The following is a 16,850-nucleotide window of genomic DNA, read 5'->3' as shown; positions in this document are numbered from 1 at the left end:
CGCCCCATGGGTTCGAGAAGGACGACTGTGAAGGGCTCCGGCGGCACCCGCCTGGCCGTCATCGACTACGGCGGAGAAGGCCCCGGCATCCTGCTCGTGCACGGCATGATGGGCAGGGCCACCACCTGGGACTCCACCGCAGCATGGCTGACCGGCCACGGCAGGGTGATCGGCTACGACGCCCGGGGCCACGGACTCAGCGAATCCCCGGACGGGCCCTACGACCGGAAGGCGCACCTCGACGATGCCGCCGCCGTCATCGATGCCTTCGACCTCGGCCCGGCCATCGTGATCGGACACTCCATGGGTGGACTGACCGCCTGGCAACTCGCTGGGACCCGCCCCGAACTCGTCCGTGCGATCGTCATCGGGGACATGGCGGCCGTCGTTCCCGACGTGCAGGACCGGTGGCACGCCTGGCTGGCCGACTGGCCCGCGCCGTTCAACAGCCTGGCCGCGGTGCGCGAGTACTTCGCCGGCGACCACTTCGGCAAGTACCTCGTCGGAGCTCACCCCGAACGAAGCCACCCCCACGAGGGCGACTACTTCATCGAGGTGTTCACGGAGCGGCCCGACGGTTACCACCCCCTCGCCCGCACCGAACACGTCCTCGAATGCCGCGAGCACTGGAACGACCGCGACCACAGCGGCGAACTCGACGCCGTCACCTGTCCTGCACTGGTGGTCGCCGGCCAGCACAGCTACTTCCCGGTGGAGGGGTCACGCGAAATGGCCGACCGGCTGCCCGACGGCCGGTTCGTCATGATCCCCAACGCCGGCCACGTGCTGCACTACGACGATCCCGCCGCCTGGCGTCGGGCGGTGGAACCCTTCGTCGCCGAGGTCGCGCGACGATGAGCCCTCAGCACGCGGCGGCCACCCGGATGCGGTCCTGGCAGACCGCCCTCGACGAACTCCGCACGGCCGTGCAGGCCCTGCTGCGCGGAGACGGCGCCCACTACAAGTCGTTGTGGTCACACGGCGAGGACGTCACGATGATGGGCGCCTACGGCGGTCTCGCCTCGGGCTGGGGCCAGGTCAGCGAGACCATCGACCTCTCCGCCGCCCGCTACCGGGACTGGAGCCCGCGCTACCGCGAGGAGATCGTCACCGCGCAGGCCACAGCGGACGTCGCCTACCTCGTGCTCAGGGAGACGGTCCAGAACGGCGATGACGACAGCAGCGCCCGGGCCCGGCGCATCACCCTCCTCTTCCGCAGGGACGACGGCAGGTGGCGGATCTTCCATCATCACTCGGACCCGCTCCACGATCCCGTGAGTGGCCGGCGGAACGAACGATGACCGGCCGGCGCGAGTCGACCTGACCAGCTGAGGGCCTCGACCTGTGGACGTCGAGCGAGGTGTTCCGGGCGAAGCGGTCAGCGGCGACGATCGACCTCGCCGGTTCAGGCTCATTCTCCAGGTACGCCTGCCCGATCGGCATGGAACGAACGACAGGGTAGACGCGCCGCCGTTGCGCCGCTTGTGGCGGGCACCGAGCCGGCACGGACTCGGTGCCCGCCATGGGTCGGGAAGCCGGTCAACCGACGCCGGCAAGGTCTGCGAGACGGGTCAGGTCTCGCCGTATCGTGAGATTGTTCCGACGCAGTAGCTGGTGCAGGATCTGGTGACACCTCTCGTCGTAGCGGAGGTCCTCCGGCGAGATGTCGACGACCTTGTTCAGAGCGAACACGGCGGCGGCGTCCTCCCTGCGCCGTGCGTGCAGGAAGGCCAACGTCATGTAGTGCCGCGCCTGACGGTCTGGCAGGTACGAGTCCGGGACGTCGACCTCGGCGGCCAGTTGGACCGCCTCGCCGATCCGCCCGAGCCGGATGGCGACCTGTACGACACTGATGCCGACCTCGGTCCTGCCGAACGGGATCATGTGCGGCTGGAGGTCGCCCGGCAGCTCCCGGGCGAGGCGGTGGGCCTCCTGGAGCAGTTGGTGGGATTTTCCGGCATCGAGAATTCCTGCGGCGGCCTCGGCCGCAATCAGTCGCAGGGCCCCGCGCAGGGCGGTGACGACGGTCGACGAAGCGCTGTCGGGCTGGTCAGCGGCCACGGCAGCGAGGGCCAGCCGGTACGCTTCGATGAAGCAGCCCACCCGTAGGTAACAGACCGCCCCGTGCCACGCACTGGCGAGCAACAGACTCCCGCCCCTGCCCCCTGCGGCGACCAGGGCCCGGTCGGCCATGACCCAGGCCAGTTGCTCCTCGCCGATCCGGGACAACACCGTTCGGGTCAGGTGGTATACGGACACGGCGGCTTCAACGGAATCAGTGCTGCTGGCCTCACGAAGGTGCGCGGACGCATCGTGAATGAGCGGGGGCAGCAGGCGGAGGGTCCTCCTGTACCGGTTCGCCCGACCAGACCAGGAACGCCACGCCTCGGCGACGTCCTGTTCCGCGAACCCGGCTTCGAGCACGTGGCCTTCTCGCCGGCTTTCGAGTACGTCGGTGCCGACCGAGCTCATGATCGCGTCACGCAGGGGGCCGACGGTGTTCGCGAGCGCCACTGCTCCGGGTGCCTGTCGACCCTGTAGACCGAGCGTCGACATCAGGTCGGCCAAGTGCAGGACCTCACTGATGCGAAGTGCGTACTTGATGCTGTCCAGCTGCCGCTGTCCGTTCTCGATCTGCCGTAGCCACTCCTCGCTGCGACCGATGAGGTCCGCTACGACCTTGCGTGACATCCCGCGTCGACGTCGAGCCGCCGCGATGCGGCTTCCCACATACGCCGCAGGGACCTCGGACACGCCTCCCCGTCTCATAGCTCTCCTATCACGATCTTGGAATGCCTGTTCTGTCAGGTGCCACCCGCAGGGTCGAGAGCGTGCGAGGAATTCATGGCGATGGGGTTCCCATCTGTTCGCCGGGTCGGCGGAACCCGCGCAGGAGGGTGATGCCCCGTTCTGCGAATAGCGCCCCCGTCGAATCCGTCGGTGTGCCTGTATTCCCATTGCGGGACGACCGGGTCGGCCCGTCGGTGCCGGTCGCCGTCAGCAGGCCATTGGGCCATGGGTGACCAGGTGATGTCCGCCCCACGCTCGACCGGGCGGGCAGGACGTTCGGGTGCCGGCAGCGGCCCGGCTCTTCCCGGCGGCCAAGGCGAAAATGCTGGGTCGATCGAAGCCGCACACGTCGGCTCCGGCGATCCGCGGCTCGCTCACACCGCGCGCAACAGGTCGACTCTATCGCCACCATGATTGCCACCATTTGATCAGCAGATTGCATTCGGTAAATCTAAGGACCGATGCTAGCACCGGAGGCGGCCAACGGCTGGTCGGGTTTTTCTTGGAAGTTGCAACATCAAATGCACGGCGGCTCTCGCCGCATCGCGGCAATGGATACCGAGATGTGTCCCGGAGGCCGTGTCAGTTCGTTCCCGCACCCGGTGGATGGCGTCATCCATTGTCAGTAAAGGGTTTCCGGCCGGATGCGGTCACCCCGTCGACGGCGAGCACCCACCGTCGCCCCGCACCGCGGAGCCCGGAAACGTGGATGAGTATTTGCTCGGTGACACTGCGTTCATGTGTGTTATGCCCTGGGCAAAGGTTGGTCGATCCGTATTCCGACAGTTCGACCAGTCGCAAAACGGGGACGACTGATTTCCCGCAGCCGGGCGAGAGCGCTCGCTGGCGAGCCGCCACGAATCGCCCGGAAGGCATCGGGGCCGGCAGCGGCGCGGCTGGTGATCGTCTACGGGCCGCCCGTCTCGTTGCCACCACCGCCGAGGGGCACGTCACGGCCGCGTGGTGTGCGGCGGTGGCGGGCCGTGCGCCCCGTCGGTCAGGCAGGGGGTCGGGCAGGACGTCGCGCGGAGTCGCCGCGAGACGGTGGTGGCAGCGACCACCCGTCGAAGCCGACGGCACGCACCGGAGCGGCCTCCACCCCGGCGATCCTGATCGGCCGGGCCATCAGCTGTACGACCGGCCCGCCGGTCCGGTCGAGGCTGCGCAGGTTCTCCGGGATCCCGGTGCCGAGCAGACGGTCGCCCGGTTGCCGGACGTCCCGCAGCACCCTGTCCAGATTCTCACCACGCACCGGTTCGAGGTCCCCCGGCCCGGACAGGTCGGCGATACCGGCCCGACCGGGGAAGGCCTCCAACACCAGGACGCGCCGTAGGAGGGCATCCCCTCGTGCCAGCCCTGACTGATGTCGACCATCTTTACGACTTCGAGCCCCATCCACGCGACTCCGGGATCCCACGGCGATCGACAAGCGTTACCAACCCACAGGCCAGCAGAGCCAGGAACGACAGGAGACCCCCTCCGACGCCTCGGCTCCTGTGGGGCAGGCTCATCCTCGACCCGCGTCGGCCACCCGACGCCACTTCCGTGGGCGGCTCCGTCCCCGCGAGGTTTGGACACAAAATTTCGAGTGCCCCTCGTGCGGCCGTGGACAGACGGCGGGGCACGGCAACCGGAACCCGTCCGGACGGGACAGCGGGTCGTCGGGCCGTTGCCCGCCAGAGCGTCCCGCCGGGTGGACCTCTGCCGCGGCACCGCCCCATGCCCGGCCCGCCCCGCCGCGGACGACCGGACAGGTCGCTGACCGCTGTCGCTCTACCGAAAAGCTAATAAATAAGCCAGCGGAGTTGTTTGAGGCATAAACTCCATAAGGTCCAGTTTTACCTGTCGCGGGCCAGGCGTGCGCCTGCCCGGTGCCTCGATGCCAACTCCACAGCAACCTGGCGCTGCCGTCGCCGAGCCCAGCGCTTTACGGCGCGGCACTCTTCCTGTCGTCACGGCACCTGCCCGAACCACCATCACCGTAGACCGGGGTGAAGCGATGATCGTCATAATTATCGAGTGTCCTAGTCCCTATCACACTCCGGCGCTGAACCGCCTCCACGAGGAACTCGGCGATCGAGTGTGCGTCTTCTATCTGGAGAAGGCGGACACCGTTCGTGGCTGGGGGGAGGTCGCTGCCACCCACCGGTATGTCGTGCTCGGCGACGCTGCCGGCTGGATGACGCTACTGAGGGCGTTGTCGTCGCCGAAACTGGCGGCGGTCTGTGTTTACGGCTACCGTGGGCTGGCGCGGCTGGTGGCCGCGAATGTCGCCCGGCTCCGACGGATCCCGCTGCTGCTCCGCGGAGCGGCAAACGTGCGCGACGAATGGTCACGTTCTGCGATGAGGCAGCGGCTGAAGCGTCGATACCTGCGGACGGTGCTCGGGCAGCCGGAGGTGTGGACGAACGGGGCGGCGAACACAGCCTACTGGCACATGGTGGGTCTGCACCGTCACTACACGATCCCTTACGCGCTGCACCAGCTTCCCGGAAACGAATCCGGGGCAGCCGCGCTCCGCGCCGAACTGGGTGTCGGAAATCGATTCACCTTCGCTTTCGTGGGGCGCCTGGAACCGATCAAGGGAATAGCCGACCTGCTGCGTGCGTACGATCTGGTTCGGGCCCAGACCCCTGCCGGTTCCACCGCTTTGGTGATTGTCGGAAGCGGCTCGTTGGAGCCCGACATACGCCGATACGCCGAAGCGGTCGACGACTGCCACTACCTGGGACCGATTCCGCAGGAACGCCTGGGAGCCGTGTATGCCGCAGCCGATCTCTTCGTCGCGCCGTCGCATCGGGAGCCGTGGGGATGGGTGATCAACGAGGCGCTGGGATTCGGTACCCGGGTCATCGCCTCGGTCGAGATGGCGGCGGCGGACGATCTCTGCACCGAGGAGAACGGCCGTCGCTGCCCGGTTGCAGACCCGGAGGCGCTCGCCAGGGAGATGCTCGCCGAATACCATGCCGGTCCTCGGCGGGCGCCCCGCCTTGAGTGCATCGACACCGGGCGGATCATGGCAGACCGGTTGCGGGTGCTCGCTCGCATCGAGGTGCCACCGCAGCCGGGACCGGAAGACGCGCCCCGCACCTCAGGCGCGACATCCCGCCCGGACATGGCGCAGCCGCACGGCGGCTGAGCCCGTGGGGGACCGGCGGCGCGCAGGGCCACGAGCCGGCCTGCGCGCCCGCCCGTCTCGGCAGGGGTCAGCGCAGTCCACGAATGCGGTCGACGGCGCAGCGGGCCCGCACCGTGCTCGCACGTCGACCCGTCAGCTCGTCGGTCATCGGTAGCTCGGCAGCACGGCGAACATGTCCCGCGAACTGACCGTCGACACGTCCGTGTCCTGGAATGCGCCCAGGCGGTCGGGCCGGACGAGCTGATAGCCGTACTTGCCGAGGATGGCCGCGACCGGGCCGCGGTCCTCGCCGAGCACGCCGAAGCTCCTGGCGTTCCACTCCACCTGCAGGACGCCGATACGTTGGTCTTCGAGAGCCCGGAGGCCACCGTCGAGGACAAGTCGTTCCGCGCCCTCGACGTCGATCTTCACCCCGGCGGCGAACCGGTCCCCGAGAATCCTGTCCAGGGTGTCCACCTCGATCACGTCGCCCACCGCCTCGGGGCCGAGCAGGAGATGGTTCGTGCAGTCCTCGCCTGTGCTCAACGTCATCCGCCCAGGACGGTCCGCCAGACCACACTGAAGGACGGTGATGGGGAAGTCGTTGAGGTCGACGTTGTCACGCAACCGTTGCGCCGCGTCCGGGGAGGGTTCGATTGCGATGACCTCCGCTCCGAGGTCGCCGGCCCACAACGCGTAGGCGCCGACGTTGCTGCCGACGTCGACGAACAAGTCGCCGGGTGTGAGGACGCGACGCCACGCCTGCATCTCGTTCCAGTCCGGTGGGTTGGCATACACCACCTTCGACGCGGCTGCGCAGTGCAGGTGCGCCCACATTCGGCCGCATTCACCCACCGCTGTCGACGTTTGCAGCCCGAGGCGGCCCCGGACCTGGAAACGAGCCGCCCGGACGAGGCTGCTCAGCTGCCGGCCGCGATTGGCCGGGTGTGACCACGTGTAGGTGAGCACCTGCCGCGTCTGCCGGATGGCGGTCATGCCTGACCAGGTCATTCTATCCTCCTGTTGGTGATGAGGACCGACACCACGACGAGGACCGCGAGGCGCATTCCGACGCGTACCGCGAAGGTGAACGTGCCCCAGGTCAGGTCCGGCAGGCTCGCCACGATGACGACCGCGGAGCCGTATCCCAGCAGCGCCCATCGGCTGCCGGGCGACAGCACTGCGGCCCGCATCAGGAAGCGGTCGGCGGCCCACACGCCGATGCCCACGACGGGCATCATGAGTGCCAGTCCAAGAATTCCGAAGTTGTAGAGCCACTCGCCTTGGAACAACGCAGCGTCGGAGTGACCGCTGTTGGCCAACTCAGGGTGCAGCATCAACATCAGTTCTGCACCGAAGCCGGGAGGTTTCGAGGGCCACAACGCTCGCGGGACCAGCGAGACCACCGCGACCGCGAACGTGTCACCCCAGGCGTACGCGAGGTCGCGGGCGGCATCCAGGTGCAACAGCTTGACGAAGGACTCCAGTGGGCTCACCACGGATTCGAGCCCTGTGGCATTGATCAGGGTGCCGGGCCGCTGGGCCTGCACCGCCTCCTTGCGCATGTCGCCCAACGCCCACAGCAGCGGTGCCGCGGAGAGAATGGTCGCGGCCTTGACCACCCGGGTTCCCAACCGCCGCGAGACCACCACCACCAGGGCGAAGGCGAGTGAGACGAGCGTCATGCGGGCGTAGCTGTTGGAGGTGGCCACCGAGAGTGCGAAACCTCCCGCCCCCAGGAGGCAGCCCCACAGCGGTGGTCGACGTTTGTCACTCAGGAGACCGATCGCGATCAGGACGGTGCCGACGAAGCCCGCGGCCTGGCCCAGTTGGCGCATCGAGCCGACGAGTGCGAGGGAGACCGGCGCGGCGCCGCAGGTGACGACGAGGCCCCACCAGGTGATCCGACGAAGGTACCCGACATCCGGGGCCTTGACTCGGGCTGGCTGCGGCGGCGGACCCTGCGTCCAGAACAGCAGCCAGGTCGTCACCTGCCCGAAGTAGCACCAGGCCAGGGCGGGAATGAGGTCATCCCGCGGAAGGTCCGAGAACAGCAGGTACAGGCCGGCGAAGCCGACAAAGATCGCGAAGGCGAAATTGTAGATGCCCACGCCGGTCACCAGGGGCCCGCCGTGACGCCAGTAGACCCACAGTCCGAAGAGCAGGGACGCGCTCGAGAGCACGAAGACGGCGCAGGCGTCACCAATTGTGGGAAGACGGGAGCCAGAAATCAATCCGGCGATGCCGATGGCGTACCAGTTCGCTGCCGGCCAGCAGACCCCGACAAGGCGTCGCGGTGGCCCCGACAGCCTTGCCGGGAGTGCTCTGCCGTTCGCCGCCTGATGTCCGGGCGTCGGCGGGACCCGGTGCCGGGCCTGATAGTCGACCGTCATCATCCGGGAACTCCCGCCACGACGACCTCCAGTGTTGTCGAGCTCGGCCGGGACCGGACCACGGCGCTCGGCCGAATCTGCACAGAGAATTGATCAGCGCCGTTCATGTGGGTGGCCATGTCGCCCCGTCCGTCCTTGCCCAGGTAGATGTAGGAAGCAGTTGGCTGCTCCGACGGGTCGCGCCTTACCGCAGCGCAGTCGCGGCCCTGTCGGCGGCCCCTCGTCACGACCCGGACCCGTTCGGCGGACAAGCGGGCGAGGGACGGTTCAGTGCCCGCAGCAGCAGCAGGAACGACGCGCCCGTCGAGGCGCTGGAGGCGATCGCGGCACCTGCCGCACCGAACAGCGGCATGAGCGTGCCGAGCAGGACGACCATCAGCCCGCCGGCGACCCACTGGGCCCGGGCGACGGCGAAGGGCCGGCCGTGCCCCCGCAGCAGGTCGGCGCAGACCTGCTGACAGGCCAGAAAGACACCCCCCGGAGCCAGGAGGAACACCAGCCCGACGGCATCGCGGAAGCCGGCTCCGAAGACCATCGGGATGAACTGGGGTGCGAACAGGGCCACGGGGAGCATCAGCGCGGTGGAGACACCCGCGCTCACCAGTACGGCCCACCGGTTGAACGTCCCCGTCATGGACTGCGGGACGCGCCGTGCCGCGATCCGGGGGAACGCGACGTATCCCAGACCTGCCGCGACCGGGACCGCGAGCGTGGTGATCGAGGCGGCCACGGCGTAGTTGCCGAGCACCGCCGGGGTGACAGTGAACGAGAGGGCCAGTTGGTCGAGCCGGACGATGATCGCGACCGGGATCATGGCCGCGAACTGGCCTGCGCCGTAGCGGGCCAGGTCACGGGTCAGGGTGAGGGTGGACCTCCCCCCGGCGAGGCCGGCGCGGTCGCAGAGCCAGTAGGCCACTGCTGTCTGGAGCAGCACGGTGGCGGCGAACGCTGCCAACGCTGTCGTCAGGTCGAGTGAGCCGGTGACGTGCAGAGCGAGGACGGCGACCAGGAAGCCGACCGGTTGAGTTATCCGTGTGACGTTCCACCACGTCATCCGCGAGGCCTGTAGTGCGACCGTGTAGCTGACACCCACGAAGGCGACGAGGCAGGTGGCGAACATGGCACGGTAGCCCCAGAGGAGGGTGGCGCTACCCGAGGCGAACAACGGCGCTGCGAGCATCCCGATGACGAGGACCACCGCCCCCGAGACGGCCATGATGTTCCGTGATCCGGCGAGATAGCCGGGAGCCCGACCGGGGTCGCGGGCGACGAAGAATGTCGTCGCCGCCGACTGCCCGAGTCCACCGACCACGAGCAGGATCGCGAACCAGGCCATGATGGCCGCGTACTCGCCCCGGACGCTCGGCCCGACCGAGCGCGCTATGACGATTCCGGCGATTCCGGCAGTTGCGGTCGACACGACGTTGAACGTCGATGCGGCAACAGCACTGCGTCCCAGGCCACGGGGAGCCCTCGCCCGCAGTGTCGCGCGGGTCAGCGTTGTCACCGGTCACCTGCTCTGGGCAGCAGGGGCCAGCCAGCCTGTCTGCCGTACGTGGTCCAGGAGGTTGTCGTTTCGGATCGTCCGTCGCCATGCCCGGTACGCGTCCGCCGCCCGCAGTCGCTCCGCAAGCCGCTCCTGCGGCGTCAGGACGGAAATCCGCTCAAGCTCCTTCGCCAGATCGGCGGCGGTGAGTGCCTCAAGCACCTGCCCTCCGCCGCTGTGCAGGACAGCGTTCCAGGGTGTCTCGCTCGAACAGATCACAGGGCAGGACGCGGAGAGGCTCTCCGCGACGACGTACCCGAAGTTCTCCCCGAGGGTGGGAAAGACGAACGTGTCGTACTGGGCGAACACCTGCCGGACCTCTCCCGGCCCGGTCTCGCCCCGGTAACGCACCTTGACGTGCGCGGGGAGCCGGGCGATGAGAGCCTGGCACCGTGACCAGTAGCCGGTGTCCTCCAACGGCCCGTAGATGTCGAACTCGACCGGCGACGACACTCGACACAGCGCTTCGAGGACCAGGTCGAGGTTCTTCTTTGGTGAGATCCGACCGAGGAAGACCAGCCGTGCCGGTTCCTGGTCGGTGCCGACGGGAGGCAGGGGCTCGTCGGGCAACGGCACCTGGTAGTGGTGGACCACGACCCGGGCCCAGGGGCAGGCCGCCAGGATCTCTGCCTTCTCCCGCTCCGTCACCGCGTGCCACGTCACGTCGGCCCGTCGAAGGAACGGCGCCCACACCAGGAAGAGCAGGCGCTTCTTGCGGGCCTTCTGGGCCAGCGCCCCGGGCGAGAGTTCCCCGTGCGGGGACACGAGAATCCGGCGGGCGTGGATGAATCCCAGCCGGGCGGCGACGATGGGCAGGATGGCGAACGTCGGTTGCCACAGTCCGTTGGTGTAGAGCAGGTCGAATCGGGCCCTGCGCAACTCGCGCCACAGGCGTAGCCACTGCCGCCCCCGGCGCACGTCGAGGTAGAAGACCCGCGATCGGTGCCGGTCGGTCCAGCGTCCGGACAGCCCGGCGTACGGTGCCGGTGATCCGAGATCGCGGTCTCGCGTGACGATGGTCAGGTCGACGTGTTCGGAGACCGTGTCGAAGGTCTGGACGATCGCCCGCACAAGCCCTCCGCCGCGAAAGCCTGGCTCGAAGACGCCAGACGTCGTCAGCACCGAGATCTGGTTGTGGGTCATCGCGAAATGCTCCGTTCAGGCGGTTGGGCAGCGGATGCCGGCCCGGTCGTGACGTCGGCGGGGTTCCTGGACGGGCCGATGGGTCCCGGCCGCGTGCGTGCGGCTGTCGTCACACGCGTCATCGGGTCCGCTCCTGCGCCGCCGACAGCAGAATCTTCTCGATCTGGTCGATGCCGGCCCGCTGCGACATGTCGCGCTCATAGGTCTGTCGGGCGCGACGACCCATGTCCGCCAGGGCCGTCGGCGAGACTGAGGCGGCTTGGGCGAACCTGTCGGCGAGAGCCTGCCAGTCACCGGGTGGGCACGCGATCCCCACGCCGTCACGCTGGACCAGCCGGGCACAGTCCCCGGGCACCGACGCCAGGACGGGAGAGCCACAGGCGAGCGCCGCCTGCAACTTCGACGGGATGGTGCCGCGTGCGGTTGGCACGTCACGAAGACTGATGAGTTGGAAGTCCGCGGCGGCGTACAGCGCCGCCATGTCGGCCGGGGTGCGGCGTCCCAGAAAACGGACGTTCTGCACGCCGAGTTGGGAGGCGAGCGCACGTGCCGGCTCCTCGTCGAGGCCCGAGCCCACGAGCACCAGGTCGACCCGGTCGTCCACGGCGGCGGCTGCCCGAACGGCTCCGGGGATGTCCTGGAACAGGCCCATGTTCCCGGCGTACATCACCGTGCAGCGATCGCGATATCCGATCGCGCGACGGGACTCGTCGGTGGCCGGCACCGGATAGAAGAGGGACTCGTCGGCCCAGTTCAGCACGACGTGGGTCTTGTCTGCGGCGGCGCCACGTTGCAGGACGAGTTCCCGCATCGATGGAGCGATCACGACAACGGCCGACGACGCCCGGTAGATGCGGTGCATCACGGATGCCAGCGAACGGTGCAACAGCTCCCTCGTGCGGCCCTGCCGCACCATCGACGAGGCGGTGACGGACTCCGGCCACACGTCCTGGACGTGGAGCACCACCGGTGTCCGGTGCAGCAACCGACCAACGGCCGCCGCAGCGAAGGCCGTCGCCGGCGGGTGATAGACGTACAGGACGTCCACGTCGGCCAGGAATCTGACGGCGGCGAGGGAGCTCGTCGCCCCGAACGACAGGTAGTTCGCGCTGCGCCGCACGGGCGACAGGTCGTGGCTGGGATACAGCGGAACTCGGCGCACCGTGACGCCTCCCGACGTCGTGCGCCCAGTCCAACGCTGCCTGAAACCCGGATAGATCCTGCCCTCCGGATAGTTGGGGAAGCCGGTCAGCACCCGTACCGCATGTCCCCGGGCGGCGAGCCCCTCCGCCAGGCTTGCCGGAATGAACGTGCCAGGTTCCGGTGGATACCACTGCGAGACGATCCCGATCTTCATGCCGGCGACGCCCAGCCTCCGGGGCCGCCGGTCGCCGGCGGGGCGGACGCCAACCGACCCGCTCCGTGGGTGACGACCCGCGTGCGCCATCCGAGAAGGCCCTCGGCACCGGTGGAGATTGAGGAAAGCACGGTGTCTCCCGCTCTGGGTGGATTCGCTGCGCGAGCAGATGATCGGTGATGTGTTGCGCCCCGACGTCCCTGACCTTAACAGCGGATTCGAGGCATATGTCCGGAATGAGATATATGCGATGTGCTGACCGGATCGTCAGCGCCGGGCGACCGCGGCGAGAGGGTCGACTGCTCAGGCTCGGGCATCCGTCGGCCCGATCCCACGCGGGCGGCAGACCGCAGACCGCTGGCCTCCGACCCGCCACGGACGCGGGCGAGCGTCACGACCGCCACCGGCGAGATGACCGAGGAACAGCGGCGACTGCGCGACGCGTCACGGAGTGCGGCGGGCGGACGAGATCAAACAGGCATTCGCCGTTGCCGATGTAGATCAGCTTTAGTGCACCGACATTGCCGGTGCGAAGGAGCGCGCGGAGACTGGATCGGCGCGGGGTGAGCGATCGGCGGCGGCAGCACCGCTGGGCCGGACCCACGGCCAGCGCCGGTGCCGGTGCCGGCAGGCGGCGCACCGGTGATCCACCCGCCCATGATCTTCGATCGGACGAGGCACGGTGCGACCGTCCGATGTGTATCTCCGCCCCGGCGACATCGAGACCTACCGGCAGATCAGCGAGGTGCCGGCCACCGGCCAACCCCCGGCCCTGGCCGGGTGCTCTACCGCTGAGCTACAACGGATCCCCACGGGCCCCGTCGGCTGGGCTCGAACCAGCGTCCACCCGGTCCAGAGCCGGGCGCTCTACCACTGAGCTACGACGAGCGTGATCATGCTGCCCGATCACGGCTTGGCATGTCCATCCCGTTCCGGCAGGTCGCTGACCACGACGTCACCCGGGATCGGCGTGTGCGCCAGGCCGCCCTTGGTCAGCTTTCCGGAGAACGCCCCACCGGCACGCAGCATCGACGCCCACATCGGGTCCACGATCGACACCCCGTGCACCAGTTCGGGCGTGGGCCGGAACACCCCGGTGGCTGCGGGTGTCTTGGGGCCTGTCCAACCGGACGTGACCGGGTCGACTCCGGCATCGGCGCATGCTGCCTCGACATCCGTACGGGTGCAGGCGGTGGTGCCGTCGAGGACGTCCCACGGCAGTGGTAGCCGAGCCCACACGCCCACGTCGGGGTGCAGGCCGCCGCCGGTCGACCGGTGCCACGCCGCCAGGTCCGCCGCGATCAGCAGCATCGCCTTGCCCGGGCAGGACGCCTGCAGCAGGCCGAGGCTGCCGGCGGCGTCGAGCGTCGCGATCCAGGCCGCCCGCGCGGCGTTGTACGCGCCGCACAGGAGGTTCCACGTCGACGAGTCGTTACCCCGCCGCACGATCATGGTGGCCCGGTCGAAGTCGCTGGCCGTCCATACCCGCTTGAGCAACGCCGCGACCTGGCGCATCGTTGTCCACCACCGGCCCAGCAGCTCACCGCGCTGTGCCTCGGTCAGCCGGGCGAGCACAGTCGGCGTCGGATGGGCCTGGGCGATCATCCACCAGTCCGTCGCCGGGTTGGCGGTGCAGTGCTCGAACAACAGGTCGGCGATGTCGTCGTACGGGTTGTCCCGCCCCGACAGGGTGAACTCCCGCCGCAGCTTCCGCTTGGCGGTCAGATACGCCACGGAGCACCCCGCCCACGGATCGGCGAGGAAGGCGTCTCGCTCGATGCTCGCGGCGAATCCTGCCCGCGCGACCAAGGTCAACTGCCGCTTGGTCTGCTCGACGGCCAACCTGTCGGCTTTCGCCGACAGTCGCTGGGTCACCCGGAACCGCCGGTTGTACTGCCGCTTCGACAGCTCGATCCCGGCCGTTGCCCGGCCCTCCCGGTTCAACCGGTCACGCAGGAAGTCCAGCCGGGCCGGATCGACGGCACCCAGGGATTCGCTCAGGCGGGCCGAGAAGTCAAGCAGCGAAACGGGATCGTCCGGGTCGACGCCGCCGGGCGGCAGCTCGAACAGCCGCACTGCGGCGTCGATCTGACGGGCACCGCCGACCGGTCGGGCGAAGTCCGCCGACATCGAACTCGACCCGTTCCACCGTGCTGCCGCACGAGCCGCCCGCCCCACCGTCGTCCGCTCTCGCAGCCCCAACTGGCCGCCCACCACCCGCAGCACGAGATGCGCGACCTCCTCCGGTCGGCGCCGCTCATCGAGCGACGTGTGCAGCGCGACCAGGGCCTCCTCAGCAGAGGTCTCGGCGATCGACATGGCGGCATCCTGACAGGCACGACGAGACCGAGCAACGCCTATCGGCAGCGTGGGTGTGACCCGGCCACCGGTGCGGCGGTAAGCGGTCCCACGGCAACCGAAGGCCACCCCGTCGTTGCAGGTCGATCAGCTGGCGTCGAACGGGGGCTGTCAGGCCGCGACGAACGCGACGCCGGTCAGCCGTTCGGAGACCTGCCAGACGCGCTGGGCCTCCCCGGTGTCGCGCAGCGGCGGGTACATCCGCTGCTCGGCGGGTGGGCCGCCGAGGTTGCCGGGCCCGCTGGGTCCGTAGAGGACGGCGGGACGGGCGTCGGTGTCGGTCGCGGCCATCAGCGCGGGCAGGGCCGCGGTCTGGACGGTGCCGGCCAGGATGCCGCGGGCGGACATGGCCCGGATCAGGCGGACCGCGGGGGTGTCCCGGCTGCGGCCGAGTTCGGGGCGGGCGGCCAGGAGACTGGTGGGGGCCACCCCGGGATGGGAGAGGTTGCTGGTGATGCCCCACCCGTGGGCTCTGGCATGCCGGTCCAGCTCCAGACCGAACAGCCCGAACGCGACCTTCGACTGGCGGTAGGCGCGCATCCCGTGGTACGAGCGTTCCCAGTTGAGGTCGTCCCAGTTGATGCGACCACTGCGGGCGGCGACGCTGACCTGGGAGGTGACCCGGGCCCGGCCGGCGCGCAGCAGGGGGAGGAGCCGGGCGACCAGGGCGAAGTGGCCGAGGTGGTTGGTGCCGAACTGCAACTCGAACCCGTCGGCCGTGGTCTGCCGGGTCGGTGGCCGCATCACGCCGGCGTTGTTGATCAGGAGGTGGATCGGGCGGCCCTCCGCGCCCAGGGTGTCGCCCAGCGTGGCGACCGACTCCAGCGAGGACAGGTCCAGGCTGCGTAGTGAGACCTTCGCGTCCGGGTGGGCCCGCCGGATGGTGGTGATCGCGGCCTCGCCCTTGCCTGGGTTGCGGACGGGCAGGATCACCTCTGCGCCGGCCGCGGCCAGCCGGGCGGCCATGCCCAGGCCCATGCCGTCGCTCGCGCCGGTGATCACGGCCAGCTTTCCGGTCAGGTCGGGGACGCTGATGTCGACAGGTGTACGTGGCATCGGCTCTGCTTTCGTCGTCGGTGCTCCGGTCATCGGGTCACGCCGTCGATCGTCGGTCGGAAGCGGGGCGGTAACCACGGCCTACCGATCCCACCCTCGGCGGACCCGCAGCCGGAAAGGGGGATCGGCGGGGCGTGGCTACGTCCTCCCCTGGCCGGTAGAAACATGGCGGTACCCGGAGGGAGGCGTCGTGATCGATCGCAGTGGGCTGGCGGAGTTCCTCCGTAACCGGCGTGAGGCCCTGCAACCGGAGGACGTCGGACTGCCCCGTGGGCAGCGCCGCCGGACGAACGGGCTACGCCGCGAGGAGGTCGCCGGGTTGTGCCACATGTCGACCGACTACTACTCCCGGCTGGAGCGGGAACGCGGCCCGCAACCGTCGCAGCGGATGCTCGCCTCGATCGCCCAGGGCCTGCACCTGTCGATCGACGAGCGCGACCACCTGTTCCGCCTCGCCGGCCACCAACCGCCCCCCAGGGGCACCTCCAACGACCACATCAGTCCCGGTCTGCTGCGGGTGCTGGACCGGCTGGACGACACCCCCGCCGAGATCGTCACCGAGCTGGGCGAGACCCTGCGGCAGTCCCCGATGGGCGTCGCGCTCACCGGTGACACCACCCGCTACACCGGGCCGGCCCGCAGCGCGGGCTACCGGTGGTTCACCGACCCCGCCGTCCGTCGCTTCTACGCGCCCACCGAGCACGCCTTCCTGACCCGCATGTACGTCTCCGGGCTACGTCAGCTGGTCACCCTCCGGGGCCCGGAGTCGCGGGCGGCGTACCTGGCCGGACTGCTGCTGGCCGCCAGCGAGGAGTTCCGCCGGGTGTGGGACGACCACGAGATCGGGGTACGTCCGCACGGGGTCAAGCACTTCGTCCACCCTGAGGTCGGCGCGCTGGAGTTGAACTGCCAGCGGCTGGTCGACCCGGACCAGGCCCACTCGCTGATGGTCTACACCGCCGTTCCCGGCAGCGAGAGCTACGAGAAGCTCCAGATGCTGTCCGTCATCGGTGCCCAGCCGCTCCGCTGAGGCGCCTCCCGCCGGCCCCGCTCTCGCCGCTGTGGTTGAAGGCCCTGGCCACACCGGCG

Annotated in this window: 13 protein-coding genes and 1 tRNA gene; 4 read left to right on the top strand and 10 right to left on the bottom strand. The window is 69.2% G+C overall.

Annotation, left to right across the window (positions count from 1 at the left end; translation table 11 throughout):
• The first annotated feature begins 6 nt into the window (after positions 1-6).
• Together Q2K16_RS08750 and Q2K16_RS08745 are read left to right on the top strand one after the other, a co-directional pair.
• Positions 7-858: an alpha/beta fold hydrolase gene (locus Q2K16_RS08750; protein WP_302744634.1), complete on the top strand. Its 852-nt coding sequence runs from the start codon at positions 7-9 to the stop codon at positions 856-858.
• Positions 855-1,301 carry a nuclear transport factor 2 family protein gene (locus Q2K16_RS08745; protein ID WP_302744633.1) on the top strand — a complete coding sequence of 149 codons (447 nt, stop codon included), beginning with the start codon at positions 855-857 and terminating at the stop codon, positions 1,299-1,301. Before Q2K16_RS08750 ends, Q2K16_RS08745 begins: the two co-directional genes overlap by 4 nt.
• A 238-nt stretch (positions 1,302-1,539) precedes the next feature.
• On the opposite strand, the gene Q2K16_RS08740 is transcribed toward Q2K16_RS08745, so the two are convergent.
• The gene (locus tag Q2K16_RS08740; protein WP_302744632.1) at positions 1,540-2,769 is read right to left on the bottom strand and encodes a helix-turn-helix domain-containing protein; all 1,230 of its coding nucleotides are present in this window, start codon (positions 2,767-2,769) and stop codon (positions 1,540-1,542) included.
• A 1,018-nt stretch (positions 2,770-3,787) separates the two neighbouring features.
• Positions 3,788-4,108 (bottom strand): hypothetical protein, encoded by a 321-nt coding sequence (locus tag Q2K16_RS08735; protein WP_302744631.1) that lies wholly within the window; start codon positions 4,106-4,108, stop codon positions 3,788-3,790.
• Between the two features lie 681 nt (positions 4,109-4,789).
• Between Q2K16_RS08735 and Q2K16_RS08730 the strand changes: the two genes are divergently transcribed.
• Complete coding sequence (locus tag Q2K16_RS08730; RefSeq protein ID WP_302744630.1) at positions 4,790-5,929, top strand: glycosyltransferase; 1,140 nt, start codon at positions 4,790-4,792, stop codon at positions 5,927-5,929.
• Positions 5,930-6,073: 144 nt separating this feature from the next.
• Here Q2K16_RS08730 and Q2K16_RS08725 read toward each other — a convergent pair whose 3' ends face one another.
• The 8 genes from Q2K16_RS08725 to Q2K16_RS08690 form a co-directional block, all read right to left on the bottom strand.
• A complete protein-coding gene (locus tag Q2K16_RS08725) occupies positions 6,074-6,904 on the bottom strand; it encodes an FkbM family methyltransferase (protein ID WP_302744628.1) in 831 nt (276 codons plus the stop codon).
• 11 nt (positions 6,905-6,915) lie between these two features.
• Positions 6,916-8,304, bottom strand: a complete 1,389-nt coding sequence (locus Q2K16_RS08720; protein ID WP_302744626.1) for a hypothetical protein — start codon at positions 8,302-8,304, stop codon at positions 6,916-6,918.
• 220 nt (positions 8,305-8,524) lie between these two features.
• Positions 8,525-9,808 carry an oligosaccharide flippase family protein gene (locus Q2K16_RS08715; RefSeq protein WP_302744624.1) on the bottom strand — a complete coding sequence of 428 codons (1,284 nt, stop codon included), beginning with the start codon at positions 9,806-9,808 and terminating at the stop codon, positions 8,525-8,527.
• A gap of 3 nt (positions 9,809-9,811) precedes the next feature.
• Complete coding sequence (locus Q2K16_RS08710; protein WP_302744622.1) at positions 9,812-10,918, bottom strand: glycosyltransferase family 4 protein; 1,107 nt, start codon at positions 10,916-10,918, stop codon at positions 9,812-9,814.
• A gap of 190 nt (positions 10,919-11,108) precedes the next feature.
• On the bottom strand, positions 11,109-12,347 hold the full coding sequence (locus Q2K16_RS08705) for a glycosyltransferase family 4 protein (protein WP_302744621.1): 1,239 nt from the start codon (positions 12,345-12,347) through the stop codon (positions 11,109-11,111).
• 816 nt (positions 12,348-13,163) lie between these two features.
• Positions 13,164-13,235, bottom strand: a tRNA-Gln gene (locus Q2K16_RS08700).
• A gap of 18 nt (positions 13,236-13,253) precedes the next feature.
• Positions 13,254-14,666, bottom strand: coding sequence for a hypothetical protein (locus tag Q2K16_RS08695; protein ID WP_302744620.1), 1,413 nt, complete (start codon positions 14,664-14,666; stop codon positions 13,254-13,256).
• 150 nt (positions 14,667-14,816) lie between these two features.
• Positions 14,817-15,761: an SDR family oxidoreductase gene (locus Q2K16_RS08690; protein ID WP_302744619.1), complete on the bottom strand. Its 945-nt coding sequence runs from the start codon at positions 15,759-15,761 to the stop codon at positions 14,817-14,819.
• A gap of 190 nt (positions 15,762-15,951) precedes the next feature.
• Between Q2K16_RS08690 and Q2K16_RS08685 the strand changes: the two genes are divergently transcribed.
• Positions 15,952-16,791, top strand: a complete 840-nt coding sequence (locus Q2K16_RS08685) for a helix-turn-helix transcriptional regulator (protein WP_368052545.1) — start codon at positions 15,952-15,954, stop codon at positions 16,789-16,791.
• Positions 16,792-16,850: the final 59 nt, after the last annotated feature.

Source organism: Micromonospora cynarisoli, from assembly GCF_030518815.1.
GTDB lineage: Bacteria > Actinomycetota > Actinomycetes > Mycobacteriales > Micromonosporaceae > Micromonospora > Micromonospora wenchangensis.
Note: the sequence above shows the minus strand (reverse complement) of the source record. Positions and strands in the feature narration are given on the sequence as shown.

Bases quoted from the DNA above. Each gene is read 5' to 3' on its own strand.
- Q2K16_RS08740 (WP_302744632.1), bottom strand. From the start codon at position 2,769: ATGAGACGGGGAGGCGTGTCCGAGGTCCCTGCGGCGTATGTGGGAAGC.
- Q2K16_RS08730 (WP_302744630.1), top strand. From the start codon at position 4,790: ATGATCGTCATAATTATCGAGTGTCCTAGTCCCTATCACACTCCGGCG.
- Q2K16_RS08690 (WP_302744619.1), bottom strand. From the start codon at position 15,761: ATGCCACGTACACCTGTCGACATCAGCGTCCCCGACCTGACCGGAAAG.
- Q2K16_RS08725 (WP_302744628.1), bottom strand. From the start codon at position 6,904: ATGACCGCCATCCGGCAGACGCGGCAGGTGCTCACCTACACGTGGTCA.
- Q2K16_RS08705 (WP_302744621.1), bottom strand. From the start codon at position 12,347: ATGAAGATCGGGATCGTCTCGCAGTGGTATCCACCGGAACCTGGCACG.
- Q2K16_RS08695 (WP_302744620.1), bottom strand. From the start codon at position 14,666: ATGTCGATCGCCGAGACCTCTGCTGAGGAGGCCCTGGTCGCGCTGCAC.
- Q2K16_RS08750 (WP_302744634.1), top strand. From the start codon at position 7: ATGGGTTCGAGAAGGACGACTGTGAAGGGCTCCGGCGGCACCCGCCTG.
- Q2K16_RS08720 (WP_302744626.1), bottom strand. From the start codon at position 8,304: ATGATGACGGTCGACTATCAGGCCCGGCACCGGGTCCCGCCGACGCCC.
- Q2K16_RS08745 (WP_302744633.1), top strand. From the start codon at position 855: ATGAGCCCTCAGCACGCGGCGGCCACCCGGATGCGGTCCTGGCAGACC.